This window comes from Luteimonas terrae, from assembly GCF_031457535.1.
Lineage (GTDB): Bacteria > Pseudomonadota > Gammaproteobacteria > Xanthomonadales > Xanthomonadaceae > Luteimonas > Luteimonas terrae_A.
On record NZ_JAVDWO010000013.1, the window covers coordinates 41,584 to 66,751 of the forward strand.

23 protein-coding genes are annotated in these 25,168 nt (G+C 67.3%); 13 read left to right on the forward strand and 10 right to left on the reverse strand.

The genetic code is table 11. The features are described from left to right. The first annotated feature begins 15 nt into the window (after positions 1-15). Complete coding sequence (locus J2W68_RS14540; protein ID WP_310237101.1) at positions 16-909, forward strand: DMT family transporter; 894 nt, start codon at positions 16-18, stop codon at positions 907-909. A 117-nt stretch (positions 910-1,026) separates the two neighbouring features. On the opposite strand, the gene J2W68_RS14545 is transcribed toward J2W68_RS14540, so the two are convergent. Beyond that, complete coding sequence (locus J2W68_RS14545) at positions 1,027-1,917, reverse strand: SDR family oxidoreductase (protein WP_310237104.1); 891 nt, start codon at positions 1,915-1,917, stop codon at positions 1,027-1,029. Between the two features lie 110 nt (positions 1,918-2,027). Between J2W68_RS14545 and J2W68_RS14550 the strand changes: the two genes are divergently transcribed. The 6 genes from J2W68_RS14550 to J2W68_RS14575 are packed head-to-tail and all read left to right on the forward strand — an operon-like array spanning position 2,028 to position 7,821. Then, positions 2,028-4,805: a monovalent cation/H+ antiporter subunit A gene (locus tag J2W68_RS14550; protein WP_310237107.1), complete on the forward strand. Its 2,778-nt coding sequence runs from the start codon at positions 2,028-2,030 to the stop codon at positions 4,803-4,805. Further along, positions 4,805-5,170 (forward strand): Na+/H+ antiporter subunit C, encoded by a 366-nt coding sequence (locus tag J2W68_RS14555; RefSeq protein WP_310237108.1) that lies wholly within the window; start codon positions 4,805-4,807, stop codon positions 5,168-5,170. Before J2W68_RS14550 ends, J2W68_RS14555 begins: the two co-directional genes overlap by 1 nt. Beyond that, positions 5,167-6,696: a monovalent cation/H+ antiporter subunit D gene (locus tag J2W68_RS14560; protein ID WP_310237110.1), complete on the forward strand. Its 1,530-nt coding sequence runs from the start codon at positions 5,167-5,169 to the stop codon at positions 6,694-6,696. The genes J2W68_RS14555 and J2W68_RS14560 overlap by 4 nt, the downstream gene beginning before the upstream one ends. Beyond that, positions 6,693-7,181 carry a Na+/H+ antiporter subunit E gene (locus J2W68_RS14565; RefSeq protein WP_310237111.1) on the forward strand — a complete coding sequence of 163 codons (489 nt, stop codon included), beginning with the start codon at positions 6,693-6,695 and terminating at the stop codon, positions 7,179-7,181. The genes J2W68_RS14560 and J2W68_RS14565 overlap by 4 nt, the downstream gene beginning before the upstream one ends. Next, the gene (locus J2W68_RS14570) at positions 7,178-7,447 is read left to right on the forward strand and encodes a K+/H+ antiporter subunit F (RefSeq protein ID WP_310152095.1); all 270 of its coding nucleotides are present in this window, start codon (positions 7,178-7,180) and stop codon (positions 7,445-7,447) included. The genes J2W68_RS14565 and J2W68_RS14570 overlap by 4 nt, the downstream gene beginning before the upstream one ends. Continuing rightward, a complete protein-coding gene (locus J2W68_RS14575) occupies positions 7,444-7,821 on the forward strand; it encodes a Na+/H+ antiporter subunit G (RefSeq protein ID WP_310237113.1) in 378 nt (125 codons plus the stop codon). Before J2W68_RS14570 ends, J2W68_RS14575 begins: the two co-directional genes overlap by 4 nt. 36 nt (positions 7,822-7,857) lie before the next feature. On the opposite strand, the gene J2W68_RS14580 is transcribed toward J2W68_RS14575, so the two are convergent. Beyond that, positions 7,858-8,514, reverse strand: coding sequence for a lectin (locus J2W68_RS14580; RefSeq protein WP_310237116.1), 657 nt, complete (start codon positions 8,512-8,514; stop codon positions 7,858-7,860). Between the two features lie 116 nt (positions 8,515-8,630). Between J2W68_RS14580 and J2W68_RS14585 the strand changes: the two genes are divergently transcribed. Next, on the forward strand, positions 8,631-9,212 hold the full coding sequence (locus J2W68_RS14585) for a hypothetical protein (protein ID WP_310237118.1): 582 nt from the start codon (positions 8,631-8,633) through the stop codon (positions 9,210-9,212). 16 nt (positions 9,213-9,228) lie between these two features. On the opposite strand, the gene hmgA is transcribed toward J2W68_RS14585, so the two are convergent. Continuing rightward, positions 9,229-10,509 (reverse strand): homogentisate 1,2-dioxygenase, encoded by a 1,281-nt coding sequence (gene hmgA / locus J2W68_RS14590; RefSeq protein ID WP_310237286.1) that lies wholly within the window; start codon positions 10,507-10,509, stop codon positions 9,229-9,231. Positions 10,510-10,703: 194 nt separating this feature from the next. Next, a complete protein-coding gene (gene hppD / locus J2W68_RS14595; RefSeq protein ID WP_310237289.1) occupies positions 10,704-11,774 on the reverse strand; it encodes a 4-hydroxyphenylpyruvate dioxygenase in 1,071 nt (356 codons plus the stop codon). A gap of 134 nt (positions 11,775-11,908) precedes the next feature. Between hppD and J2W68_RS14600 the strand changes: the two genes are divergently transcribed. Beyond that, the gene (locus J2W68_RS14600) at positions 11,909-12,409 is read left to right on the forward strand and encodes a MarR family winged helix-turn-helix transcriptional regulator (RefSeq protein WP_310237120.1); all 501 of its coding nucleotides are present in this window, start codon (positions 11,909-11,911) and stop codon (positions 12,407-12,409) included. Positions 12,410-12,494: 85 nt separating this feature from the next. Here the strand turns inward: J2W68_RS14600 and J2W68_RS14605 are convergent, their stop codons facing one another. The 3 genes from J2W68_RS14605 to J2W68_RS14615 all read right to left on the reverse strand — a co-directional run bounded on the left by J2W68_RS14605 (position 12,495) and on the right by J2W68_RS14615 (position 19,502). Beyond that, a complete protein-coding gene (locus tag J2W68_RS14605) occupies positions 12,495-14,072 on the reverse strand; it encodes a peptide MFS transporter (protein WP_310237291.1) in 1,578 nt (525 codons plus the stop codon). A 160-nt stretch (positions 14,073-14,232) separates the two neighbouring features. After that, positions 14,233-15,807 (reverse strand): AbgT family transporter, encoded by a 1,575-nt coding sequence (locus J2W68_RS14610; protein ID WP_310237122.1) that lies wholly within the window; start codon positions 15,805-15,807, stop codon positions 14,233-14,235. A gap of 134 nt (positions 15,808-15,941) precedes the next feature. Continuing rightward, positions 15,942-19,502 carry a Calx-beta domain-containing protein gene (locus J2W68_RS14615; protein ID WP_310237125.1) on the reverse strand — a complete coding sequence of 1,187 codons (3,561 nt, stop codon included), beginning with the start codon at positions 19,500-19,502 and terminating at the stop codon, positions 15,942-15,944. Positions 19,503-19,639: 137 nt separating this feature from the next. Between J2W68_RS14615 and J2W68_RS14620 the strand changes: the two genes are divergently transcribed. From J2W68_RS14620 to J2W68_RS14630, 3 genes are read left to right on the forward strand one after another with little or no spacing between them, the layout of a single operon-like run. Beyond that, positions 19,640-20,512: a tryptophan 2,3-dioxygenase gene (locus J2W68_RS14620; RefSeq protein WP_310237128.1), complete on the forward strand. Its 873-nt coding sequence runs from the start codon at positions 19,640-19,642 to the stop codon at positions 20,510-20,512. Between the two features lie 10 nt (positions 20,513-20,522). Continuing rightward, on the forward strand, positions 20,523-21,029 hold the full coding sequence (locus J2W68_RS14625; protein WP_310237130.1) for a hypothetical protein: 507 nt from the start codon (positions 20,523-20,525) through the stop codon (positions 21,027-21,029). Between the two features lie 60 nt (positions 21,030-21,089). Beyond that, on the forward strand, positions 21,090-21,476 hold the full coding sequence (locus tag J2W68_RS14630; protein ID WP_310237133.1) for a VOC family protein: 387 nt from the start codon (positions 21,090-21,092) through the stop codon (positions 21,474-21,476). A 9-nt stretch (positions 21,477-21,485) separates the two neighbouring features. Here J2W68_RS14630 and J2W68_RS14635 read toward each other — a convergent pair whose 3' ends face one another. The 3 genes from J2W68_RS14635 to J2W68_RS14645 form a co-directional block, all read right to left on the reverse strand. Continuing rightward, the gene (locus J2W68_RS14635) at positions 21,486-22,421 is read right to left on the reverse strand and encodes an MBL fold metallo-hydrolase (protein ID WP_310237136.1); all 936 of its coding nucleotides are present in this window, start codon (positions 22,419-22,421) and stop codon (positions 21,486-21,488) included. 78 nt (positions 22,422-22,499) lie between these two features. Next, entirely contained in the window at positions 22,500-22,811 is a 312-nt protein-coding gene (locus J2W68_RS14640) for a hypothetical protein (protein ID WP_310237138.1), read from the reverse strand. Then, the gene (locus tag J2W68_RS14645; RefSeq protein WP_310237141.1) at positions 22,808-24,226 is read right to left on the reverse strand and encodes a tryptophan--tRNA ligase; all 1,419 of its coding nucleotides are present in this window, start codon (positions 24,224-24,226) and stop codon (positions 22,808-22,810) included. Before J2W68_RS14645 ends, J2W68_RS14640 begins: the two co-directional genes overlap by 4 nt. Before the next feature lie 24 nt (positions 24,227-24,250). Between J2W68_RS14645 and J2W68_RS14650 the strand changes: the two genes are divergently transcribed. Then, on the forward strand, positions 24,251-25,081 hold the full coding sequence (locus J2W68_RS14650) for a hypothetical protein (protein WP_310237143.1): 831 nt from the start codon (positions 24,251-24,253) through the stop codon (positions 25,079-25,081). Positions 25,082-25,168 lie beyond the last annotated feature (87 nt).

Genomic DNA, 25,168 nt, shown 5'->3' on the forward strand with positions numbered 1-25,168 from the left:
TCTCCGGTGCCCGCCGTGTCGCCCCGCGATCTCGTTCTCGTTCTTCTCGTCTGCATCGCCTGGGCGCTGAACTTCCTCGTCTCGGCCAATGCGCTGCGCGAGATTCCCCCATTCCTGTTCACCGCGGTGCGCTTTGCGTTGCTGGCGCTGCCGCTCGTGTGGCTGCTGCGACCGCCGGCGCCCGGACAATGGCCGCGGCTGATCGCGGTGTGCCTGTGCATCGGCGTGTTGCATTTCGGCCTGAGCTTCCTGGCGCTGCGGCTGTCGAGCGACCTGTCGTCGCCGGCGATCGTCATGCAGAGCTACATCCCGATGACCGCGCTGCTCGCGTGGCTGGTGCTGGGCGAGCGTTTCGCCTGGCGCACGGGTCTGGCGATCGGCGTGAGTTTCTGCGGTGTGCTGGTGCTGGGCTTCGATCCGGTGGTGCTGGCCAATCCGGCCGCGCTGCTGACGATGCTCGCGTCCGCGGCGATGCTGGCGATCGGCACGGTGTTGATGAAGCCGCTGCGCAAGGTCGATGTCTGGAACATGCAGGGCTGGACCGCCGTCATCAGCGTGCTGCCGCTGCTGGCGATCAGCCTGGTGTTCGAGCCAGGCGGCATCGCGCAGTTGGGCAACGCCGGCTGGGCCGGCTGGGGCGGCGCGGTGTATGCGGCGTTCGTGTCCTCTCTGCTCGGCCATGGGCTGTACTACGTGCTGATGCAGCGCTATCCGGTGGCGATGGTCACGCCTTGGCTGCTGCTGGTGCCGGTGCTCGCGATCGGGTTGGGCGTCGCGTTCTGGGGCGACCGCCCGGGCCCCCGCCTGTGGATCGGCGGCGCGATGGTGCTCGGCGGCGTACTGGTGATCGCGCTGCGCGCATTGCAGACGTCGCGCAAGCTGGTCGAGGAGCCGATGGCCGGGCCATGAAGCTTCGCTACGAGCGCCAGCATCCGTAGGAGCGCGCTTGCGCGCGATGGCCTATCCCCGTGAAGCCCGCCGTGCGCAAGCGCGCGTCCACCTGCGCGAGGACATTGGGCGGATGCGCTAGGCGAACATCGTCGCGTCGGGATCGAAGGTTCGCGGTGCATATCCGAACGCTTCGTGCGCAGGCGTGGGGTCGAACACCAGATCCTCGCGCATGCGCGCCACCGCACCCGGCGGCAGCCCGTGCAGGCGACCGGCGCGATGCGCCGCCCACAGCGCCGCATCGAACAGCGGGCCCGGCACCACCAGCAGACGCGGTGCCGGCTGCAGGCAGGCCAGGGTGCGCGCGACCATCGTGCGGTAGTCGAGGGTTTCGCCGCCCGGCAGCGCGAACGCCTGACCATGCGCGGCAGGCGCGTCGACGGCCGCCTGCGCCGCTGTGGCCAGATCGTCGACATGCACCGGCTGGCGCCGGCCGCGCGCGTCGGCGGGCAGCACGAATACGCCGCTGCGCCGCGCCAGTTCGACGATCCGGCTGAGGTTGCGGTCGCGTCCACTGCCATAGACCAGTGTCGGCCGCAGCAACGTGGCCGCCGCGCCGCGTGCGGCAGCGGCGGCGAACACGCGTTCGCCGGACGTACGCAGGCGCATCGCGAGCTCGCGCTCGCCCGGGTCGGATGCGGCCTGCTTGGTCGCATCGCTGGTCGAACCGAAGGCGACGACCCGCGGGCAGTCGATTGCGACATCTGCGTACCACAGCGAGAACAGATCCAGCGGGCCGCAACTGAAGATCGCGTCGACCCGCGCCGGTAACGTGTCGGGCATCGCGGCGAACGCACCGGCATGCCAGCGCAGCGCGGGACCTGCGGCTTGGGGCGCGCGCGACAGGGCGTCGACCGACCAGCCCGCCTCGAGCAGTCGCGTGAGCAGGGACGCGCCGATCGCGCCGCTGGCGCCGAAGACCAGCGCACGGCGCGGGCGGGCGGAAACGGAAGCGGGATGTGACGTCATGGGACACAGCATACCCAGCAGCGGCGACGCATCGTCCACATTCATCGGGTAAACTGCCCGGCCCTTGCGTGACCCTCGGCGCCTGCCGACACACCTCCACAAGGAGCCCGATGCTCGAACTTCTGTTGGCCCTGCCCTTCGTGCTGGCCCTGGTCATTGCGCTGTCGCGCAACGCCTCCCGCCGCACCATCGCCGTGCTCGCCGGTCTTGCACCGCTGTTGGGGCTGGCGATCTTGGCACTGTTGGCCGGCAGCGTATTCGACGGCGAAATCATCCGGGCGAGCTACGCCTGGATTCCCGAGGCGGGGCTCGATTTCAGCCTGCGCGTCGACGGTCTGGCCTGGACGTTCGGCCTGCTGGTGCTGGGCATCGGCGGCCTGGTCGTGCTGTACGGGCATTACTACCTGTCGGCGAAGGACAGCCCACGGCGCTTCTTCACCTATCTGATGCTCTTCATGGGCGCGATGGTCGGCATGGTCACCGCCGGCAATCTGCTGCTGCTCGCGATCTTCTGGGAGCTGACCTCGATCAGCTCGTTCCTGCTGATCGGCTTCTGGTCGCACCGCCAGGATGCCCGCCAGGGCGCGCGCATGGCGCTGACGATCACCGGCATGGGCGGCCTGGCGCTGCTCGGCGGCGTGCTGCTGATCGGCCGCATCGTCGGCAGCTACGACCTCGACGTGGTGCTGGCCTCCGGAGATCTGATCCGCGCCAGCCATCTGTATCCGTGGGCGCTGGCGCTGGTGCTGCTGGGCATTTTCACCAAGAGCGCGCAGTTCCCGTTCCACTTCTGGCTGCCGCACGCGATGGCCGCGCCGACGCCGGTCTCGGCCTATCTGCATTCGGCGACGATGGTGAAGGCCGGCGTGTTCCTGCTCGCCCGCCTGCATCCGGCGCTCGCCGGCACGGACCTGTTCTTCTACGTGGTCACCAGTGTCGGCGCGACGACGCTGCTGGTCGGCGCCTGGTTCGCGATCTTCCAGCACGACCTCAAGGGCCTGCTGGCGTACTCGACGATCTCGCACCTCGGCCTGATCACGCTGCTGTTCGGCATCTCGACCGAGATGGCGGTGGTCGCGGGCCTGTTCCACATTCTCAACCACGCGACGTTCAAGGCCTCGTTGTTCATGGCCGCGGGCATCATCGACCACGAGTGCGGCACGCGCGACATGCGCCGGCTGGGCAATCTCAGACGTTACATGCCGATGACCAGCCTGCTGGCGATCATCGCGTCGCTGGCGATGGCCGGCATTCCGCTGCTCAACGGCTTCCTGTCGAAGGAAATGTTCTTCGCCGAGGCCCTGGAGATCGGTGGCCACGGCACGATGCGGGTGATCCTCAGCATCGCCGCGCTGCTGGCCGGCATCTTCGGCATCGCCTACAGCCTGCGCTTCGTGCATGACACCTTTTTCGGCAACGGCCCGCGTGCGCTCGACGTGGTGCCGCACGAGCCGCCGCGCTGGATGCGCATTCCGGTCGGCGTGCTGGCGATCCTGTGCGTGATCGTCGGCATGATTCCGGCGCTGACCATCGGCCCGCTGCTGCACACGATGGTCCGCGGCACGCTGGGCGATGCGGCGCCGGAGTTCAGTCTGTCGGTGTGGCACGGCTTCAACCTGCCGCTGATGATGAGCATCGCCAGCCTGGTGTTCGGCGTGGCGCTGTATTTCGGCCTGCGCCGGCTGCTGGATTTCCACGCGGTGGTGACCCGCTCGATCGGCCGCAACGCGTTCCACGTCAATGTCGAGGCGCTGTTTGCGCTGGCCCGCCGCTTCACCGAACGGGTGGCCAACGGCAGCCTGCAGCGCAGCCTGTTCCTGATGATCGTGGTCGGTGTGGTGCTGGCCGGCGTGCCGATGCTGGGCCGCACGTTGCCGCTGCTGACGGGCCTGGGCGCGCCGCAGCCCCTGCCGGTGATCGGCTGGGTGCTGTGGGGGCTGCTGATCGCCGCGAGCGTCGGCACGGTGGTCGTGCATGCCAAGCGCCTGACCGCGCTGATCGTCATCGGCGCGGTCGGCCTGGCCGTCAGCCTGGTATTTGTCTATCTCTCTGCGCCGGATCTGGCACTGACCCAGCTGCTGGTCGAGATGGTGACCATCGCGCTGATGATGATGGCGCTGAACTATCTGCCCAAGCAGTCGAAAGTGTCGCACCGCCCGCTGCGCAAGGCGCGCGACCTCACCTTGGCGATCGTCGCCGGCGGCGGCCTGGCGGTGCTGGCCTACGCGATGATGATGTCGCCGGCCGACACGATCTCCAGCGAGCTGCTGGTGCGTGCGCTGCCCGAGGCCTACGGCCGCAACGTGGTCAACGTGACCCTGGTCGACTTCCGCGGCTTCGACACCTTCGGCGAGATCGCCGTGTTCGGCATCGCGGCGCTGGTGGTGCACGCCCTGCTGCGCTGGTCGCGCCTGAAACCGGACGAGGTGATGCCCGGCCCGCCGGTCCAGCTGCCCATCGCCACCGATCTGACCCAACTGCTGTTCCCGTTGGCGTTGACCGTCTCGATCTACCTGTTCCTGCGCGGCCACAACGCGCCGGGCGGCGGCTTCATCGCCGGCCTGGTGTTCGCGGTGTCCGTGCTGGTGATGTACGTGCTGCAGGGCGCGCGCGCGGTCGAGGCCACGTTCGGCTTCGATTATCTGCGCGGCATTGCGATCGGCCTGCTGCTGGCGGTGCTGGGCGGCGTGGGCTCGTGGTGGTTCGGCCTGCCGTTCATGACCAGCGGTCATCTCGACCTCGAGCTGCCGCTGATCGGCACGCTGCCCCTGGCCAGCGCCCTGGTCTTCGATACCGGCGTCTACTTCGTGGTGTTCTCCGGCACGCTGCTGATGCTCGCCACGCTGGGCACGGTCAAACATCGCCAGGCCCAGGAGGAGACGCCCTGATGGAATTCGCGATCGCCACCGCCATCGGCGTGCTGGCCGCGTCGGGTCTGTACCTGATGCTGCGGGCGCGCACCTTCGATGTGATCCTCGGACTGACGCTGCTGTCGTATGCGACCAACCTGATGATCTTCGCAGCCGGCCGCCCGGTCGTCGGCAAGCCGCCGGTGTTGCGCGACGGCGTCGAGCAGACCCTGGCCAACTACGCCGACCCGCTGCCCCAGGCCCTGGTGCTGACCGCGATCGTCATCGCGTTCGCGATGACCGCGGTCGCGGTGGTGATCGCGATGCGCGAGCACGCGGATCTGCACACCGACCACGTCGACGGCGAAGAGCCCGACGAGCAGCGGCGGGGAGGCACGCGATGAACCATCTGCCCGTGCTTCCGGTGCTGGTGCCCCTGGTCATCGGCGCGCTGCTCTTGCTGCTTGAGCGCCGCCATCGCACCTCGGTCCTGCGGACCTGGGCGTGGATCGGCATGCTCGCGCTGCTGGCGGTCAACGTGGCGCTGCTGGTGCAGGTGCAGCGCGAGGACATGCTGGTCTATCTGCTAGGCGACTGGCCGGCGCGGCTGGGCATCACCCTGGTGGCCGACCGCCTCTCGGCGATGATGGTGCTCACCACCACGCTGCTGGCGATTCCCTGCCTGCTCTATGCCTGCGCGGGCTGGGACAAGCGCGCGCTGCACTTCCACGCGCTGTTCCAGATGCAGCTGGCCGGCCTCAACGGTGCGTTCCTGACCGGCGATCTGTTCAACCTGTTCGTGTTCTTCGAAGTGATGCTGATCGCGTCCTACGGCCTGCTGCTCAGCGGCGCCCGCGGTGCACGCATCAAGGCCGGCATGCACTACGTGGTGTTCAACATCGCGGCGTCGGTGGTGTTCCTGCTGGCACTGGGCCTGCTCTACGGCATGCTCGGCACGCTCAACATGACCGAGATGGCGGCGCGCATCGCGGTCGCGCCGCCGGAACGGACGATGCTGATCCACGCCGGCGCCGGCCTGCTGCTGCTGGTGTTCTGCGCCAAGGCCGCGCTACTGCCGCTGTACCTGTGGCTGCCCGAGGCCTATGCGCGCGCACCTGCCGCGGTGGCCGCGCTGTTCACGGTGATGACCAAGGTCGGTCTGTACGCGATCCTGCGCGTCTACACGCTGATGTTCGGCGACGCCGCCGGCCCATTGGCCAACATCGCCTGGGACTGGCTGCTGCCCGCCGGCGCGGCGACTGTCGTGCTCGCCGCACTCGGCGTGATCGGCGCACCGCGGCTGCGCATCGGTGTCGCCTATCTGGTGTTGCTGTCGGCCGGCACGCTGTTCGTTGCGTTCTCGCTGGGCAATGCCGGCGCGATTTCCGCCGGGCTGTATTACCTGGCGCACAGCGTATTCGTCAGCGCGGCACTGTTCCTGCTGGCCGACATCATCCAGCGCCATCGCGGCAGCAACGGCGACTACCTGCTGCCGATCGCCTCGATGCCGAACAAGACGCTGCCGGCCGCGCTGTTCCTGATCGCCGCGGTGTCGATCGCGGGCCTGCCGCCGCTGTCGGGCTTCATCGGCAAGCTGCAGTTGCTCAACTCGGTGCCGGAAGCCCAGATCGGCTGGATCTGGACCGTGATCCTCGGCAGCAGTCTGATGACGATCATCGGCCTGTCGCGCACCGGTACGCGGCTGTTCTGGCGTGTCGACCCCGCGCCCGAGACGACGCCCGGCCCACCGCTGCGGCGCGCGGAAATTGCCGCGACGGTGCTGTTGCTGGGCTATGGCGTGGCGATGACGCTGTTTGCAGGTCCGGTGCTGCGCTACACCGACGCGACGGCCGCGCAGCTGCTCGATGTGGACACCTACATCCAGGTTCTGCGCGACACCGCGCCGCTGATCCGGGAGCCCGCGCGATGAAGCGTCGCATGCTGCCTTCGATTCCGCAAAGCCTGACGGTCTTCGCGTTCTGGCTGCTGATGGCCCAGGACGTGAGCGCGGGCAACGTGATTCTCGCGCTGCTGCTGGCTTGGCTGATGCCGCTGTTGGCCGCGCGCCTGGAGCGCGAGTTCGCGCGTCTGGGCCGGTTGCGCGGGGGCCTGCGCCTGATGGGGGTCGTGCTCCGCGACATCGTGGTCGCCAACGTCACCGTCGCCCGCCAGGTGCTGGGGCCCGAATCGCGACTCAAATCCCAGTTCGTCTGGGTGCCGCTGGACCTGACCAACATCCACGGCATTTCCGCGCTCGCCAGCGTCTGCACGCTGACGCCCGGCACCGTGTCGGCCGAGCTGTCGGAAGACCGCCGGTACCTGCTGCTGCATTGTCTGAGCGTCGACGATCCCGATGCGCTGGTGATGCAGATCAAGACCCGGTACGAAGCGCCGCTGAGGGAGATCTTTCCATGATCGACATCGTCATCGTCGCCGGCATGCATCTGGTCGGCCTCGCCATGATCTTCGCGCTGTGGCGCCTGTTGCGCGGCCCGACCGCACCCGATCGCATCCTCGCGCTCGATACGCTGTACATCAGTGCGATCGCCCAACTCATCCTGTTCGGCATGCTGCTCGATACCGAGGTGTACTTCGAGGCGGCGCTGATCATCGCGATGCTGGGCTTCGTCGGCACCGTGGTGCTGAGCAAGTACGTCATCCGGAGGGATATCGTCGAATGAGCACGCTCTTCGAGATCGTCGTTGTGACCCTGCTGGTGGTCGGCTGTTTCTTCACCCTGCTCGGCGGCGTGGCGATGGTGAAGCTGTCGGACTTCTTCCGCCGCCTGCACGGGCCGGCAAAAGCCAGCACATTGGGCGTGGGCTGCATCCTGTTCGCGTCGATCATCTACCACTGGGTCAACGGCAGTGGCGTGCACCCGCGCGAACTGTTGATCACCGTGTTCCTGTTCCTGACCGCACCGATCAGCGCGCATCTGATGTCGCGCGCCGCGCTGTCGCTGATGGACGAGCGCCCGCCCCATCCCGAGCGCACGCCGGATGCGGACGAGCGCATGGTCGACCGCGAGGATCCGGCACCGTCCGACCGCAACTGAAAACGGGCCGCGACACGCACGACCCGGCGTCAGGCTTCAACCACAACGTTCGACGTAATCGACCTGCGGCGGCACGCCGATCCGCCAACCGGTGACCCTGCCGCCCGCGTCGGTCTCGAAGACGAGCGCAGAGGTGCCGCCTTCGGGATCGGTGACCCGCAGCGTCTGTGCGCCTTCGACGTACTTGTGCGGCGCGGCCTCGACGCGATCCGCGTACAGGCGCTCGATCTCCGCCCGGTCCATGCCGACCTTGCCGCCGCCTGGCGCGGTATAGCCGTCGTTGCCGACGTCGACCCGCGAAAAACGATCGCCCTCGATCATGAAACCGATGTCGTAGCGCGTGGTGCCCAGCGGTGGCGGCGAGAGGTAGTAACAGCCGCCCGGCTCGGACGGCGCGGCATCGCCGAGGTCGTTGCCCCAGGCCATGCGCACCTGCTCGGCCTCGCTGCCGAACATGGCCGGACCGAAACCCTGGAATGTCACCACGCCATCGACGATTTCGGGAACATTCGTGCCCATCGCAGTGGCCGGCGGCACGTGCGCGTCGGGCTGGTCGCCCACGGGAACAGGCGCTGCGGGATCGGCCGGCGCGGACGCCGGGGCAACAGGCTCGGCAGGCGGCGTCTCGCCCTGGCAGGCGGCGAGCGCGAGGGACAGCACGGCGATGGCCGGCAAGGCGCGATGGAAATGCATGCGAGAGCTCCTGGACAGTGACCGGGCGAGACTAGCGCGCGCCCGTGAACAGGATGTGGCCCGTGATGTCGAGTTGGGCGGCCGCTCCTGTCACGGACGTTTCATCGTGACTTTCCATGCTGCACATCTGCCGCTGGAAGCCGCTGTCCGTGCCTGCCCGCAAGACCGAACTCGCACGTTGCGCGCTGGCCACCCATGGCGCGCCGCTGGACCTGCGGCAGCGCCGCGCGCTGATCCTCTGCGACGGGCAGCGCACGACGCCCGAACTCACGCGGATGCTCGGGCCGGACACGCCCGCGCTGCTGTTGCAGTTGCAGGTGCTGGGCTATCTCGAAGCACTCGATGCGGCCGGCGCGTCGCCTGCACCCGCGCCTGCTGCCGTCGTCCATGGCGCGCCGCCCTCGCAACACGTCACAGCACGCCGCCGGTCGCTGAGCGCGGCGCGCATCTATGTGCAAAGCATGCTGGAGCTGCAGCGCGCGCCGGCCGCGGTTGAATTGCGCGCGCGCCTAGTCGGCAGCGCAGACGAGGCTGCGACCGTTGCCGCCATCCTCGATGCGATTGCAGGCTTGCCAGCCTTCACCAAGGCCGGATACGCATCACGCGTGCGCGAACGCGTGGCCGAGGTTCTACCGGAGCCGCATCTGCCGGCGCTGGCCGCACTCTCGCTCGAAAGCGCAGGCGGCGCGGTGGCCTGACGCCACCACGCATCACTCAGCCGCGTGGCGGCACGAAGTTGCGCTGCAACCCCGCCCAGCAATCCTGGTAATCACCCTGGCGGTGCACGGCATCGAGCGCCTGCCGCGTCGGCCGGATCACCGCGCGCGTCTCGAACATGAACGCCATCGTGCCGGTGATGACGTCGGGCTTCGACAGATCGGCGGCGCTGGCCTTCTCGAACGTCGCTGCGTCCGGGCCGTGTCCGCTCATGCAGTTGTGCAGCGAGCACGCGCCGGGCGAGAAGCCGTCGGCCTTGGCGTCGTACTGGCCGTGCACCAATCCCATGAACTCGCTGGCGACATTGCGGTGGAACCACGGTGGCCGGAACGTGTCCTGCGCCACCAGCCAGCGCGGCGGGAAGATCGCGAAATCCATGTTCGCGGTACCGGGTGTGTCGCTGGGCGAGGTCAGCACGGTGAAGATGCTCGGATCCGGATGATCGAAGCTGATCGACCCGATCGCGTTGAAGCGGCGCAGATCGTATTTGTACGGCGAGTAGTTGCCGTGCCAGCCGACGACATCGAGTGGCGAGTGGTCGATCGGCGCCTGCCACAGATGGCCCTGGAACTTGGCGATCAGGGTGAAGTCACCCTCGATGTCCTCGTACGCGGCCACGGGCGCAAGAAAATCGCGCGGATTGGCGAGGCCGTTCGCGCCGATCGGCCCGAGATCAGGCAAGCGCATCGCAAGGCCCTGGTTCTCGCAGACGTAGCCGCGGCTCGGGCCGTCCGGCAATTCAACGCGGAAGCGCACGCCGCGCGGGATCACCGCGATTTCCTGCGGCTCGACCTCGAGCACGCCGAACTCGGTCGCCAGCACCAGGCGTCCCTGCTGCGGCACGATCAGCAGTTCGCCGTCGGCGCTGTAGAAAAAGCGATCGGTCATCGACGCGTTCGCGGCATAGACGTGGATGCCCACGCCCTCGTGCGCGCCGGGACCGCCGGTGCCAGCCATCGAGAACAGACCGTCGACGAAATCGACTAGCGTCTCCGGCACCGGCAACGGACTCCAGCGCATCTGGTCCGGCGGCACCGGGCCACGGTCGAATCCGTCGTGAAAGCGCGGCTGCTGGAACGGCGAGAACGTGCCGTGCATCGCCGCCGGGCGGATGCGGTACAGCCAGCTGCGCCGGTTCTCGCCGCGTGGCGCGGTGAACGCGGTGCCCGACAGCTGCTCGGCATATAGACCATGCGCCACGCGTTGCGGCGAGTTGCGGCCGATCGGCAAGGTGCCGGGTTCCGCCTCGGTCGCGAACTCGTTGCCGAAACCGGACATGTACTCACGCGGCGCAGGCGCCTGCGCATCGTTGCGCGGCAGCGGAATGACGGTGTCGTCGGTCGATGCGTTCATCACTTCACCCGGGAAAATGTTGTGCCGCGCCTGCCCGCGTGTGCAGGCACGACGGCTGCAGACCTGCCGCCTGCGTCGCCCCGCGCCTCATCGACGCGGGGTGCGACGCGTCGTTGTCTTCAGAGCACGCCGCGCTGCATCTGGTCGCGCTCGATGCTCTCGAACAGCGCCTGGAAGTTGCCTTCGCCGAAGCCCTCGTTGCCCTTGCGCTGGATGATCTCGAAGAAGATCGGGCCGAACGCGTTCTTGGTGAAGATCTGCAGCAGCTTGCGCTGCTTGGTTTCCGGATCGGCGTCGATCAGGATCTTGTTGCGGCGCAGACGCTCGACATCCTCGTTGTGCTCGGGGATGCGCTGGTCGATGACGTCGAAGTAGGTCTCCGGCGTATCGAGGAAATCGATGCCCTTCTCGCGCATCTGCTCGATCGACGCATAGATGTCGTCGGTGAAACAGGCGATGTGCTGGATCCCCTCGCCCTTGTAGGAATCGAGGTACTCGTTGATCTGCGACTTGGGATCGTTGGACTCGTTGAGCGGAATGCGCACGACGCCATCCGGCGCGGTCATCGCCTTCGACTTCAGGCCGGTCTTGGCGCCCTTGATGTCGAAGTAGCGGATCTCGCGGAAGTTGAACAGCTTCTCGTAGTAGTCAGACCACTTCTGCATGTTGCCGAAGTAGAGGTTGTGCGTGAGATGGTCGATGAAGGTCAGGCCGAACCCGGTGGGGTTCTGATCGGCGCCTTCAATGGCGACATAGTCATCGCCGTAGATCGAGCCCGACGCGCCGTAGCGGTCGACCAGATACAGCATGCAGTCGCCGATGCCCTTGACCACCGGGGCGTCGACGGCTTTGGTCGATTCGCGCGGCCCGATCGGCTCGCCGCCATTGCCCAGCACCTTGCCGTAGACCTCGTCGGCGGGCTGCTTGAAGCGGATCGCGAAGCCGCAGGCGGACGGACCGTGGGCCTTGGCGAAATCGGCCGCGAAGGAATCCGGGTCTTCATTGAGCAGGAAATTCACGCCGCCCTGCCGGTACACGGTGATCGCCCGCGACCGGTGCTTGAGCACCGCGGTGAAGCCCATGTTGCGGAAATAGGCGTGCATGAAATCCGCCTGGCCTGCAGGCGCGGCGAACTCGACGAACTCGAAGCCGTCGATGCCCATCGGGTTCTCGAACGTGGTCACTTCCATGCCGAGATTGGGGGCGGTGTGTGCGTGAACGCTCATGGGATACTCCGTGGCGATGGGGCCGGCCGGGAACGGGCGCGGTTTCAGATCGTCCTTTATAGTTACGAATGCAACCTAATTGCAAGGCGCATCGCACCATGACCCAAGCCGCGTCCTCTCCTGCTGCTCCGACCGATCCCGCCGACGCCCACGAAGGCCACGGTCACCGCAGCCTCGATCTCGAGCAGTTCCTGCCCTACAGGCTGAGCGTGCTGACCAACCGCATCAGCCGCGGACTGGCCGACATCTACAGCGAGCGGTTCGGGATCAGCGTGACCGAATGGCGGGTAATCGCGGTGCTGGGACGCTATCCGGGCCTGTCGGCGAACGGCGTGGCCGAGCGCACGGCGATGGACAAGGTGGCGGTGAGTCGCGCGGTCGCGCGCCTGCTCGAGCGCGCGCTGATCGAACGCGAGATGCACGACAGTGACCGCCGCCGTTCGGTGCTCGAACTCAGCGAAGCCGGCCACGCGGTTTACGACGTCATCGTGCCGCTGGCGCTCGAATACCAGCGCAACGTGCTGGCACCGCTGGACGAGGCCGAGCGCGCGACGTTCGCAGCGATCATGGCCAAGCTCGAAGCCCCGCTGAAGGATTGACGCTGCGCGACACGTTTGCGTCAGCGACTCCATAAAAAAAAACAGCGCCCGAGGGCGCTGTTTTCGTGTCGGAAGATCCATCCGCTTACGGGCGGCGTTCCTCGTCGAGTCGGGTGCCGGCCGCGATCGGTTCGCCGATCACCTCCTGGCCGGCGAGCGAGGGCTCGTCGTCCTGGAGCGTGTCGAGATGCATCAGGCGACGGATCAGCGGCGCGATGAAGATCATCACCACGCCGACCCCGACCGCGAGCCAACCCACATTGCTGTAGACCTCGAGCACACGTCCCGGACCCGCGCCTTCGCCACCAGTCGCCGCCGAGATCAGGCCCGCGGCGAAGTTGCCGGTCGCCGAGGCGAAGAACCAAGCGCCCATGATCAGGCTGGCCATATTCGCCGGCGCCAAGCGGTTCATCGCCGACAGACCGACCGGCGACAGGCACAGCTCGCCCATGGTGTGGATCAGGTAGATCAGGAAGATGAAGAGCACGGGGGTCATGCCATCGGGGCCTGCGCTGTTGGCGCCCCAGACCAGCACCAGAAAGCCCAGACCGACCTGGATCACGGCCAGCGCGAACTTCAGCGGTGTCGACGGCTCCCAGCCGCGGCGACCGAGCCACAGCCACAGCATCGCGAACACCGGTGCGAGCAGGATGATGTAGATCGAGTTCAGCGACTGGAACATCGACGCCGGGACTTCCCAGCCGAAGATGTGGCGGTCAACCGAGCGGTCGGTGAACAGGTTCAGCGACGCGCCGGCCTGTTCGAACAGCGCCCAGAACAGGATCGAACCGATGATCAGGATCAGCGCCGCGAAGATGCGATTGCGCGCCTCGCGCTCGAGCTTGAACACGGCCGTGTACAGCACATAGCCGATCAGCAGCGCGCCGGTGCCCATCAGTAGGCCACCGACGAGCTTCTGATACTGGATCAGGAACCAGACCACGCCGACCGCGAGCACGCCGAGCACATACAGCAGCCATTCGAAACGGATGCCCATGACCGGCGCCGCCAGGCGCTCGGGCATCTTCGACTCGCCGCGGCCCATCAGCAGCGGCTTGCCGAGCACGAACACGACCAGGCCCAGCAACATGCCGACGCCCGCGGCGCCGAAGCCCCAGGCCCAGCCGTAGGTCTGGCCCAGGTAGCCGGCGATCAAGGAGCCCAGCGCGGCGCCCAGATTGATGCCCATGTAGAAAATCGTGTACGCCGGATCGCGACGGATGTCGGTCCGCGGGTACAGCTGGCCGACCATCACCGAGATGTTGGCCTTGAGGAAGCCCGAGCCCACGATGATGAAGGCCAGCGCCAGCCAGAAGATGTTGATCTCGGCCGCGGACTGGCCGCCGTCGCCTTCGAATGCCATCAGGAAATGACCGAAGGTGAGCAACACCGCGCCGAAGACCACCGCTTTGCGTTGCCCCAGGTACCGGTCGGCCAGATAGCCACCGACGACCGGTGCGATATAGACCAGCGCGGTGTACGCGCCGTAGATCACCGACGCCTCGGAATCCGAGTACATCCAGTGCTGCACGAGATAGAAGATCAGCAGCGCGCGCATGCCGTAGTAGGAGAACCGCTCCCACATTTCGGCGAAGAACAGCACGAACAGGCCGCGCGGATGCCCGAGGATGGTTTTCTGTTCCTCGGCGGCGTACGGATTCATTGACACGTAGGGCGACTCCTGACGTTGATCGAGTGCCCCGGGCCTGGCCCGGGCGACGCGCTAACTTAGCGGCGCCCGGACCACATGGAAAGTGACCATTGCCACCCTTGCAGGCCGACGCGCGTCGCAACACGTCGGCCCAGCAATGTCATCCGCGCATTCAGCCCACCGGGTAGACATAGCTCGCGCCCACCCCGAGCGGAATGCCCAAGGCCCAGAAGCCGAGTAGGAACGCCGACCACACGATCAGCAGCGTGATCGAGAACGGCAGCATCAGTGCCAGCAGCGTGCCGATGCCGCTTGCCTTCACGTAGCGCTGGCAGAACACCACGATCAACGGGAAATACGGCAGCAGCGGGGTGATGATGTTGGTGCTCGAATCGCCGACGCGATACGCCGCCTGGGTGAGGTCCGGCGAGATGCCCAACTGCATCAGCATCGGCACCATGATCGCGCCGATCAGCGCCCACTTGGCCGAGGCCGAACCCACCAGCAGGTTGACGAAGCCCGACAGCAGCACGATGCCGACCAGGGTCACGCCGGTGGGCAGGCCCAGTGCCTGCAGGCCGTTCGCACCCTTGATTGCCAGCAGCGCGCCGAGGTTGCTCTGGCCGAAGGCATAGATGAACTGCGCGGCGAAGAACGCCATGACGATGTAGTAGCCCATGCCGCTCATCGCCTTGCTCATGCCTGCGATGATGTCGCGGTGGCTCTTGACCACGCCGGACGCGTAGCCGTAGACGATGCCGGGCACCACGAACAGGATGAAGATCAGCGGCACGATGGACTGCATCAGCGGGGCGGTGGCGACCAGCAGTTCGCCAGCGCCCGACGGCGCGTCAGCCGGCGCGCGCCACGCCGAATCGACCCCCATCGCGGTGACCGCGACAGCCACGGCAACCGCCACCATCGCCAGCACCGCCAGCCACAGGCCACGACGCTCGGGCGCGGTCAGGGTTTCCATCGTCGGCATGTCGCTGGCGTCGCCGTCCACCGGGGTACCGCGCAGGCGCGGCTCGATGATGCGATCGGTCAGGAACCAGCCCACCAGCACGACCAGCGCGGTCGATGCGGTGGTGAAGTAGTAGTTGTTGAGCGGATTCACCACCACGGCCGGATCGATCAGGTTGGCCGCTTCCTGGGTCAGGCCCGCAAGCAGCGGGTCGAGACTCGACGGAATGAAGGTCGCCGAGAACCCGCCCGACACACCGGCGAACGCGGCGGCGATACCGGCCAGCGGATGCCGCCCGGCGGCGTAGAAGATCACCGCGCCCAGCGGGATCACCAGCACGTAGCCGGCGTCCACCGCGACGTGGCTGAAGACGCCGACCGCGATCAACATCGGCGTGAGCAGCATCTTCGGCGTCACCGACAGCACCGCGCGCAATGCCGCATTGATGAAGCCGGTGTGCTCGGCGACGCCCAGGCCGAGCATCGCGACCAGCACCACACCCAGCGGCGCGAACGTCACGAAGGTGCGGACCATGTCCGCCATGAAGGTGGTGAAGCTGGTGCCCGCAAGCAGGTTGCGGATCTGGATCGGATCGCCGCTGCGCGGATCGATCTCGGCGAAGCTGACATTCGCCAGCAGCGCCGACACCACCCAGACCACCAGCATCAGGCCGAGGAACAACACCGCCGGATCCGGCAGCTTGTTGCCGACCCGTTCGACGGCGTCAAGGAAACGGGCGACGACACCGCGCGGCGCGGCGATCTCGGGACTGGGCTGGCTCATTCGGCGGACTCCCCTGCTGGCATGCGACCCGGCATCCTAGCAGCCCGGCTTCGCGTGTCGCCGCGCCGGCTGGAGACCTTCCAACGCAAAACCCCGGCACGTGGCCGGGGTTTTGCGTCGATCCGCGCCAATGATCAGGGCGTGTAGCTGGCCCGCACCGTCAGGCGACCGAAGGCGCGCTCGCCGACGACGCGCACATACCACGTACCCGCCTGCGGCGCCACGAGCGTCACCGTCTCGTTGTTGCCGGGACGCTGCGAACGCAACTGCCAGGCATCGACCGTCGGCAACACGTCGTGACTCGCATACAGCGACACGTCACCGGTACCACCGGCGGTGAGGATGCGCAGGTTGCGCGCACCCGCGGGCACGTCGATCCGGAACAGGCGCGATTCGCCCGCGGCACCCTCGATGCCACCGACCTGCACGCCATTGACCAGCGGCTGCGCGGCCGTTGCCGGATCCTCGACGATGGATACCGCTGCGACGGCGCTGTCGTTGGCCGCATCCGGGTCCTGCGTCTGCGAGGTCGCCGCGACCGTCAGCGTCACGGTCTCGTCGATCAGCGCCTCAGGCGCGACGGCCGACAGGGCGAACACCGCCTGCGCCGCGTTCGCCAGCGTCTCGCTGCTGCACGACAGCGTGGTCTTGCCATCAGCCAGTGCCGGCGCATCGCAGCTCCAGTCGGCGGGCGGCGTGACCAGCAGGTCGTCGAGTTCGGCATCCAGCACCGCGCCGAAGCCCGGGAACTGCGCGGCATCCGGACCGGCGTTGACCAGCGTCGCAGTGAACTCGAGTGCGTTGCCCGCGAACACTTCCGCATTCGCGGCCTCGACCGTGATGCCCAGATCAGCGACGGTCGCGGGCTGCAGGCGCACCAGCAACACCGTTGGATCGTGATCGGACAGACGCGTCGGCGTGGCGGCATCGTTGCGCGCGACTTCGGGGAAGTCGGCATTGATACGGGCGTGGCTGATGTCGAGACCGACGACCATCGGCGAATCGACCAGCGCCTGGTTCACCAGCACATGGTCGAGCGACTGCGCCTGGTAATCGAAGACGAAGGAGTAGCGCTCGTCAGCAGACGCCTCCAGGGTCATGTTGAGCAGCGACGGTGCGATCAGTACCGCGCCATCGTTGTCGACCGCGGTTTCGCCATCGGGCGACGGCAGTCCAGTGACCGTGCCCATCGCGTCGACGTAGCCGTCGTTGAACTCGAAGGCGTTGAAATCGCCGAGCACTACGATCTGGCGCGTCGCATCGTCCTTCTGCATGTCGTCGATCAGCGTGGCCAGATAGTCGGCCTGCTTCTGACGCTTGTCGCGCACACGCTGGCCGCCGGTGGCCCAGCCGTTGCTGCCCGCGTCATCGGACTCGATGCCACTCAGCGAGCGCTGGTGCACGACGATCGCGGTGAACGGATAGCTGCGGCCGTCAGTGAAGTGGGCCGTTGCATTGAGCACCAGCGGCGGACGGTCGTTGAGCACGCTGGTCGAACCGTTCGGATTGGTCAGCACTTCCTCGGTGCCGACCTGCTCGACCGCGCTCACCGCGATGCGGGCGACGCTGCCGACCGACCCGGTCTTGACCAGGAAGCCGACATCGATGCCGCCCACGTCGAAGCCTTCTTCCAGATACGCGACATAGGCCGGATCCGGCTGGCCAGCGGCGATCGCATCGGCGTTGATGCGGTTGGCGAGCGTCTGCAGCACCGGCAGGTTCTCCACCTCGGTGACGCCGACGACGTCCGGCGTGTGCAGGTACGCACGGATGCCGATCGACGCCTTCGACAGACGACGTTCGAGCGCCTCGGCAGTCAGCGTCGGACCGCTGTTGGCATCGTTCACCGTGTCGAAGAAGCGCTGCAGGTTGTAGGTCGCGAAGGTCACATGGTCGGGACCCGGCAGCATCGATGGACGCGGTTCGCCGGCGCCCGTGCAGTCACTGGTGAGCGCGGCTTCCGGATAGATCGTGTAGCGGCGGAAGGTGTAGTCGAGCGGGCCGGCCAACGACCCGTCGGTGATGCGGCAACCGGCCGCGAGATCGGCAGTCGGTGCACCGATCGTGGCGCTGTTGACCGCGATCAGTTCGGGGTTGTAATCCCAACGCGGGATGTTCGGCGCGCTGCTGCCCAGCGGATCGGGATCCGGAATCTGGATGCCCGGCTCGCGGAACGGACGCGCCGTGCCGGTGACGACGACGGCGAAGCGGCCATTGCTGCTGCCGGTCGCCTGCGCTTCGTTGGTGTTGCCCGTGGTCGGCGCGACGACGGTGAAGCTCGGCGCGGTGACGCGCATGCCTTCCAGATGTTCCAGCTGGCCGAGGCCGCCGGTGGCATTGGGCATGTCGTTGGTCAGTGCGATCGCGGCCGGCAGCGGATGGCCTTCCGACAGCTTGACCACCGAGGCATTGGTGATCTGGGTCAGCGGCAACTGCAGTGGATCGGCGGCCGGCACGTATTCGGTCACCGTGCCCTGCACCAGCACCTTGTTGCCGACCACGACATCGGCCGACGGCGGGCTGCTGGTGAACACGAACAGGCCTTCCGATGTCGCCGGATTGCCATCGTCCTCGCCATCCGGCGTCTGGATGAAGAAGCCGTTGTTCTTGCGGCCGGTGACGATGCCCGTGGTCGCGACCGGCTGGCCGTCGACCGGCGAGCGTTCGCCGCTGCCCTGGATCGCGTGGATCGGCAGCGTGGTCACGTCGTCGTTGATGATCGTGACGATGGCCTGGGCCTTCGCCACTTCCGCGCCCGACACCTCGCTGAGGTTGATGTAGAAAATCTCGTCGGGCTCGACGGTCTCATCGCCGACGACATCAACGCTCAGGGTCAGTTCGCGCTCGCCCTCGGCGAAGCTGATCGTGCCCGAGCGCGCGATGTAGTCAGTATCGGCGACGGTCGCGGTGCCGTCGGCGGTCGTGTAGGTGAAGCTGACGCCCTCGGGGCCGGCCGGCTGGTTCAGCGTTACCGTCACGAAGAACGGTGTGGTGCCGCTGTCACCCTCGGCGCCGCTGGCGTCGGTGATGCTCAGATACAGCGTCCCGCCACCGCTGCAGATGTTTGGAATGCTGGCGGCGTTGCGCGGCGCCGGTACGCCGGTCGCGAAGTCGGCGGCATTGTCATTGGTGTCCGTGCAGCCGTCACCGGCGCGCAGGATCGACGTGCTGTTGCTCGGCGCCGGTGCAGGCGCGCTGCCTTCAAAGAAGTTCGCGCTGCCGAATCCGACCAGGTCGAGGATCAGCGCCTGCTGCGCCGGTGTGCAGGCGGTGCTGCCGCCGTTGCAGCCCAGGCTGGTCGTGGTCTCAGCCAGAGCGATCTTGCCGGCGGTACCGGACATGTTGATCGTGCCGCTGGCATCGGGCGTCGGCAGCGGACCGCCGGTCGCGCCGCCGGCCAGGCCGACGAGGAAGTAGCCACCGGCAGGAATCTCGACATCCGGCAGGACCACGATCTGGCCCGCGCCCGAGCCGAAGTTGCCAGTGCCGCTGGCGCTGGCGTACTGCACCGACTTGCCACCGAGCGAGACCGGCAGATCGCCGGTGTTGAACAGCTCGACGAAGTCCGCGTTGTAGGGCGCGCCGCTATTGCCGCCGCCGCCATAGGCCTGGCTGACAACGACATCTGCCTGCGCGGCGCCCGCACCGCAACACAGCAGCAAGGCCGACAGCAGCCGGCGGGTGGTTCGAGTCATGCGTGAATCCCCATGGAGTCCCCGGCGACAGCGCCTCGGACCCGATTGTGCCCCTGATCAATGTCGATTGCATGACGCAGACCGGCACTTCCGGTCACAACGCGTCAGCCCATCCGACGCTGCGGTAATCTGCGCCGATGACGATCGAACGCAACCAGCGCCCTCTCGAAGACGGCATCCATCGCGACCTCTCCGGCCGCATCACCTACGGCGGCTACCTGCGCCTGGACCTGCTGCTGGCCGCGCAGCAGCCACTGTCGCAGCCGCCGCACCACGACGAGATGCTGTTCGTCGTCCAGCACCAGGTCTCGGAGCTGTGGCTCAAGCTGATGATCCACGAGCTGTCAGCGGCGATCGGCCACCTGCGGCGCGACGAGGTCTGGCGCTGCCGCAAGGTGCTGGCGCGCTGCAAGCAGGTGTTGCGGCAGCTGACCGAGCAGTGGTCGGTGCTGGAGACGATGACGCCGGCCGAATACATGGAATTCCGCGACGTACTCGGCCCCTCGTCCGGTTTCCAGTCGCTGCAGTACCGCACAGTCGAGTTCCTGCTTGGCAACAAGAACGCGGCGATGCTGGATGTGTTCGCGCATGACCCCGATGGCCAAGCGGCACTGCAGAGCGTGCTCGACGCGCCCGGCCTCTATGACGAGTTCCTGTGCTATCTCGCCCGCTGGGGGCATCCGGTCGATCCGCGGCACCTGCAGCGCGACTGGCGCCAGCCGCATACCTTCGATGGCACGCTGGTGCCGGTGTTCGAATCGATCTACGAAGACACCGACCGTTATTGGCGCGAATACGCGCTGTGCGAGGACCTGGTGGATCTGGAAACCCAGTTCCAGCTGTGGCGTTTCCGGCACATGCGCACGGTGATGCGCATCATCGGCTTCAAGCGCGGCACCGGCGGCTCAAGCGGCGTCGGCTTCCTCAAACAGGCACTGGAACTGACTTTTTTCCCGGAGTTGTTCGAAGTGCGTACGCATGTCGGACCGGGGCGCGGCAGCGACGCCTGAGGGTATCCGGATGCAGTTCGGTGACGCGCCGCAACATTTCTTAACAAAGTCCGTATTAGACTCCGCGCCCATTCATAAATACAAAGGCGGCGCGATGTCGATCATTGGCTGGGCGGTAATGGGTGGTCTGATTGGATTTGGTGCACTGGTCTTCACCGCAAACCGGGCGAAGAGTGCGAACAACCCCTGGGACGAGCGGACGTTCAACGCCGAGGGCGATGTGCTGGCCCGCATCGATGCATGGGCATCCGCGAACGGCTACAAGCTGCGCAGCGATGACGGGCGCCGCCGCATCTATCAGAAAGGCGTCAACTTTCTGACCGCGCCGATGCGCTTCGAAGTGGACCGCGATGGTGATCGCTACACCACACGCAGCTACGTGCATGTCGACGCGCTGGTGCTGAAGGGCAACCTGGCGTTGTCGCACCCCGGCATCGTCGCCAAGGTGCCGCGCGCGAACGCACGCAAGGCGCAGAACCTGCTGTTCGCCGATCTGGGTCAGCCGCCGCTGCCCTGATCACATCGATTGCGCCGTCGGCGCGCGATCCTCCGGTGCATTCACACCGGAGGATCGAAGATGCCGCACCGCAGCCGTCTCTCCACATTCGTACTCGACTGTGAGGTCGAGGATCTCGCGCCGCACGTCGAATTCTGGCGCCAGGCGCTCGGCAAGCCGGTCAAGCCGCTGCCGCCCGATGACGATGACGGGCGCTACGCGACGCTCGACACCGCCGACGACGAGCCGGTGCTGATGCTGCAGAAGGTCGACCACGCCTCGGGTATCCATCTCGACATCGAGACCGACGATATCGACGCCGAAGTCGCGCGACTGGAAGCACTCGGCGCCGTGCGCGTCGAGCAGGTGCGCACCTGGTGGGTCATGCAGGCGCCAAGCGGACATCGCTTCTGCATCGTGCGCCCGCAGCGCACGCCGATGGGGTCGCACCTCAACACCTGGGACTGACGGGCGACCTCAGCCGGCGCGCACCTGCCGGTCCAGCCAGACGCCGAGGCCCTGCGCGTTGATCGCGATGTCACCACCGAGGATCGCCTGCACACGGGCATCTGCATCTTGGATGCCGTGCGCGACGGCGCGCGTGGTGTAGAGCCGCGTCAGGCCGTCGACGATGCGGTCGTGGCGATCGGCGTGGCCGTGCGCATCGCGGGCGATTCCAACCATCGCGTCGATCTGCGTGTGCAGATCGGCCGCGAGCCGCGTGCACTCGGTGACCTCGCCGTAATGCGCGATCCGGATCGACTCGGGCGACTTCGCGAGTAACCTCTCGATCGACGCGTGCATCTGGTCGGGATCGAACTGCACCGGCGAGGTCGTCGGCAACGCGAACGCGCCGTTCGCGGTGTCGAGCTCGCGGTACGACAGACCGAAGGTATCGCCGGCGAACCAGCTGCGCGTCGCCGCGTCCCAGACGCTGTAGTGATGCAGCGCGTGGCCCGGTGTGTCGATGCACAGCAGCGGACGACCGGCGAGTTCGACGATATGTCCATCGTCGGCGATGACCACGCGGTCCTCGGCGACCGGCAGCATGCCGGCGTGGTCGCGCTCGAACATCGCCTCGCCATAGACTGCTTTCGCGCCGGCGATCAGGCGCGTGGGATCGATCATGTGCGGCGCGCCGCGCGGATGCACGACCAGCTGCGCGTTCGGCAGCGCGCGAATCAGCGGGCCCGCTGCGCCGGCGTGATCGAGATGCACGTGCGTGACCATCAGCCAGTCGACCACGTCACGTGGGACGCCGGCCGCATCGATCGCAGCGAGTACCGTCTGCGCGCAGGTCGCGGTACCGCAGTCGATCAACGCCGCGCGGCCGCCGGATTCGACGAGGTAGGCCGCGCACAGACCGGGGCGGACGTAGCCGGTGTCGATGATCGTGATCGCATGATCCTGCATCGCGCGTCTCCCGTTGGACAGAACCGACAGTCTAGGGCGCGCGGTGTCGACGCTTGATCCGGCCTGGGTCGAAGCCACTCAGCCGCGCGATCGCAGCGCGCGCGTGCGCAGCGCGAATGCGGCGCCGAGCACCGCGAGAAACACGCCGTAGCCCACGGCGGTGGCGAGAATCTGCGCCCACATCGAGCCGTGGTCGCGGTCGGCGACCGCGTGTGCCCAGTGGATCGACAGCAGGAACGCGATCACCGACGCCGCCAGGCTGACGAGATCGAATACGACCCGCCGCGCGCCGCGCGGCTGGCGCGGATACACCCAGAACAACACACCGAGGATCAGGAACCACGGCAGAAACAGCAGCAGCGCCAGATTCTGGGCAACGGCCGGGCTCACGAGGCGGCCTTCTCGGCATCCGCGGCAGCGAGCGCATCGAGCGCCGCCTGCACCGTGGTGGCTTCGACGCCCTCACCCGGCGACGCCGGCGCATCGGCGAGCGCAAGTTCGCCATTGCGCAGGCGTGCGATCGTCTGGCCCGCATCGCGCGGCACATCGAATGCATGGCTCTGCAGCAGCACGCGTTCGCCGTCGACAAGCTTGAAGTAGAACTTGCCGTCCGGTTCGCGGTACTGCTTGAACACCGCCAGCGGCCGCACGGCGGGCGCGATGTCTGCGGTGTCCCCGGTCGCGACCGCCACCTTGCCCAGATCGCGCAGGCCCACCGCATCGCGCAGTTCGCGCAGCAGCGGAATGGCGTAGCGCTCGCGCAGGCGCTGGCCGCCGTCGCGCAGGGTGTCTTCGATGTCGCCCGGCTTCGCGATCAGGGCCTCGTAGCGTTCGCGCATCGGCGCGATCTCGCGCTCGACGACATCGAACAGCTGCTGCTTGGCATCGCCCCAGCCGATGCCTTCACTGAAGGCCGCGGCGAAACCCGCGGTCTCGTCCGGGGTCGCGAATGCCTGGTAGAGCTGGAACAGCGCCGACCCGTCGGTCGACTTCGCTTCGCCGGGCATCTTCGAATCGGTCAGGATCGAGAACACCAGTTTCTTGAGCTGCGCCTGCGGCACGAACAATGGAATGGTGTTGTCGTAGCTCTTGCTCATCTTGCGGCCGTCGAGGCCCGGCAACGTCGCCACGTTGTCGTCGATCGCGGCTTCCGGCAGGTTGAACCAGTCGCGGCCGTAGACGTGATTGAAGCGCTGGGCGAAATCGCGCGCCATCTCGATGTGCTGGATCTGGTCGCGGCCCACCGGCACGCGGTCGGCATTGAAGATCAGGATGTCGGCGGCCATCAGCACCGGGTACATGAAGAGGCCGGCGGTGACCGCGGCATCGTCGTCCTCGCCGTCGGCGCGGTTCCTGTCGACCGCGGCCTTGTACGCATGCGCACGGTTGAGGATGCCCTTGCCGGCCACGCAGGTCAGCAGCCACATCAGCTCGGTCGTCTCCGGCACGTCGCTCTGGCGGTAGAACCACACCTTGGCCGGATCGAGCCCGGCCGCGAGCCACGTCGCCGCGATCTCCAGCGTCGAGCGCTGGGTGCGTACCGGGTCCTGCGCCTTGATCAGGCTGTGCAGGTCGGCGAGGAAATAGAAGCTCTCGGTGTTCGGCGCGCGGCTGGCGGCGATCGCCGGACGCACGGCACCGACGTAATTGCCGAGGTGCGGCGTGCCGGACGTGGTGATGCCGGTGAGGACGCGCTGGGGACGCTGGGACATGGGCGACAGGCTGCGGAAAACAGGGCGCCAGTCTAACCGCTGCCCAGCGCGCGGCCGGCCGTAACCCCATTGGTGACGCGGGCCGTTCGTCATGACACCACCTGCGAGAGACCCGCCATGCACGCATCCCGTTCTTTCCGCTCTGCCACCGCCTGGCTGCTGCTGGGCAGCCTGTTGGCGCTACCCACGGCCCACGCCGCCCGCGCCCACAAGGCCGCCGAGCGCGTCCGTATGGCGGTCATCGACCGTGATACCGGCAGCGCGGCGCATGTCGTGCCGCATCGCGGCGACGACTGGATCGCCGGAACGCCCGGCGCGCCGTACGCGATCCGCCTGACCAACACGACCGGCAGCCGCGTGCTGGTGGTGCTGTCGGTCGACGGCATCAATGCGATCAGCGGCGAGACGGCCGCGCCGTCGCAGACCGGCTACGTACTCGCGCCGTGGCAGACGACTGAAATCACCGGCTGGCGCAAGTCGCATGACGACGTCGCGCGCTTCGAATTCGCCGCGCTCGGCGACAGTTACGCTGCGCGCACCGGACGGCCGGACAACGTCGGCACGATCGGCATCGCCGTGTTCGGCGAGCGCGCGCCGCCTCCCCCGATTGCCGTGTCACGGCCGCCCTATCCGGCACCTGCATCGCCACCTGCGCCGGCTGCGCGTGGACGCGCAGCACCTGCCTCCGACGCGATGTCGCCCCAGTCCGCGAATTCGAACATGCAAGCCGAGCGCCAGAGCATCGGCACCGGCCACGGCGCCCGCGAATGGGCGCCGGTATCGTCGACCGCCTTCGAACGCGCCACACGCAGCCCCGTGCAGGTGACGACGCTGCGCTACGACAGCGTCGATGCCTTGGTGTCGCGCGGCATCCTGCCCCCGCATCGGGCGTGGGCCCAGGCGCGTCGTCCCGACGCCTTCCCGGGCGGGTTCGTGCCGGATCCATGATGCTGATCTCAATCGACACTGCGAAAAGCAAACGGACCGGCGAAGGCCAGTCCGTTTGATGTCAGTGAAACTGAAATAGTGCGGGTG

Coding starts and splice junctions, on each gene's coding strand:
- J2W68_RS14545 (WP_310237104.1), bottom strand. CDS start 1,917: ATGACGTCACATCCCGCTTCCGTTTCCGCCCGCCCGCGCCGTGCGCTG.
- hmgA (WP_310237286.1), bottom strand. CDS start 10,509: ATGTCCGGTTTCGGCAACGAGTTCGCGACCGAGGCGGAACCCGGCACC.
- J2W68_RS14605 (WP_310237291.1), bottom strand. CDS start 14,072: ATGAATCCGTACGCCGCCGAGGAACAGAAAACCATCCTCGGGCATCCG.
- J2W68_RS14625 (WP_310237130.1), top strand. CDS start 20,523: ATGCAGTTCGGTGACGCGCCGCAACATTTCTTAACAAAGTCCGTATTA.
- J2W68_RS14645 (WP_310237141.1), bottom strand. CDS start 24,226: ATGACGAACGGCCCGCGTCACCAATGGGGTTACGGCCGGCCGCGCGCT.
- J2W68_RS14560 (WP_310237110.1), top strand. CDS start 5,167: ATGAACCATCTGCCCGTGCTTCCGGTGCTGGTGCCCCTGGTCATCGGC.
- J2W68_RS14610 (WP_310237122.1), bottom strand. CDS start 15,807: ATGAGCCAGCCCAGTCCCGAGATCGCCGCGCCGCGCGGTGTCGTCGCC.
- J2W68_RS14555 (WP_310237108.1), top strand. CDS start 4,805: ATGGAATTCGCGATCGCCACCGCCATCGGCGTGCTGGCCGCGTCGGGT.
- J2W68_RS14550 (WP_310237107.1), top strand. CDS start 2,028: ATGCTCGAACTTCTGTTGGCCCTGCCCTTCGTGCTGGCCCTGGTCATT.
- J2W68_RS14575 (WP_310237113.1), top strand. CDS start 7,444: ATGAGCACGCTCTTCGAGATCGTCGTTGTGACCCTGCTGGTGGTCGGC.
- J2W68_RS14570 (WP_310152095.1), top strand. CDS start 7,178: ATGATCGACATCGTCATCGTCGCCGGCATGCATCTGGTCGGCCTCGCC.
- J2W68_RS14565 (WP_310237111.1), top strand. CDS start 6,693: ATGAAGCGTCGCATGCTGCCTTCGATTCCGCAAAGCCTGACGGTCTTC.
- J2W68_RS14585 (WP_310237118.1), top strand. CDS start 8,631: ATGCTGCACATCTGCCGCTGGAAGCCGCTGTCCGTGCCTGCCCGCAAG.
- J2W68_RS14600 (WP_310237120.1), top strand. CDS start 11,909: ATGACCCAAGCCGCGTCCTCTCCTGCTGCTCCGACCGATCCCGCCGAC.
- J2W68_RS14630 (WP_310237133.1), top strand. CDS start 21,090: ATGCCGCACCGCAGCCGTCTCTCCACATTCGTACTCGACTGTGAGGTC.
- J2W68_RS14650 (WP_310237143.1), top strand. CDS start 24,251: ATGCACGCATCCCGTTCTTTCCGCTCTGCCACCGCCTGGCTGCTGCTG.
- J2W68_RS14620 (WP_310237128.1), top strand. CDS start 19,640: ATGACGATCGAACGCAACCAGCGCCCTCTCGAAGACGGCATCCATCGC.
- hppD (WP_310237289.1), bottom strand. CDS start 11,774: ATGGAAGTGACCACGTTCGAGAACCCGATGGGCATCGACGGCTTCGAG.
- J2W68_RS14635 (WP_310237136.1), bottom strand. CDS start 22,421: ATGCAGGATCATGCGATCACGATCATCGACACCGGCTACGTCCGCCCC.
- J2W68_RS14615 (WP_310237125.1), bottom strand. CDS start 19,502: ATGACTCGAACCACCCGCCGGCTGCTGTCGGCCTTGCTGCTGTGTTGC.
- J2W68_RS14580 (WP_310237116.1), bottom strand. CDS start 8,514: ATGCATTTCCATCGCGCCTTGCCGGCCATCGCCGTGCTGTCCCTCGCG.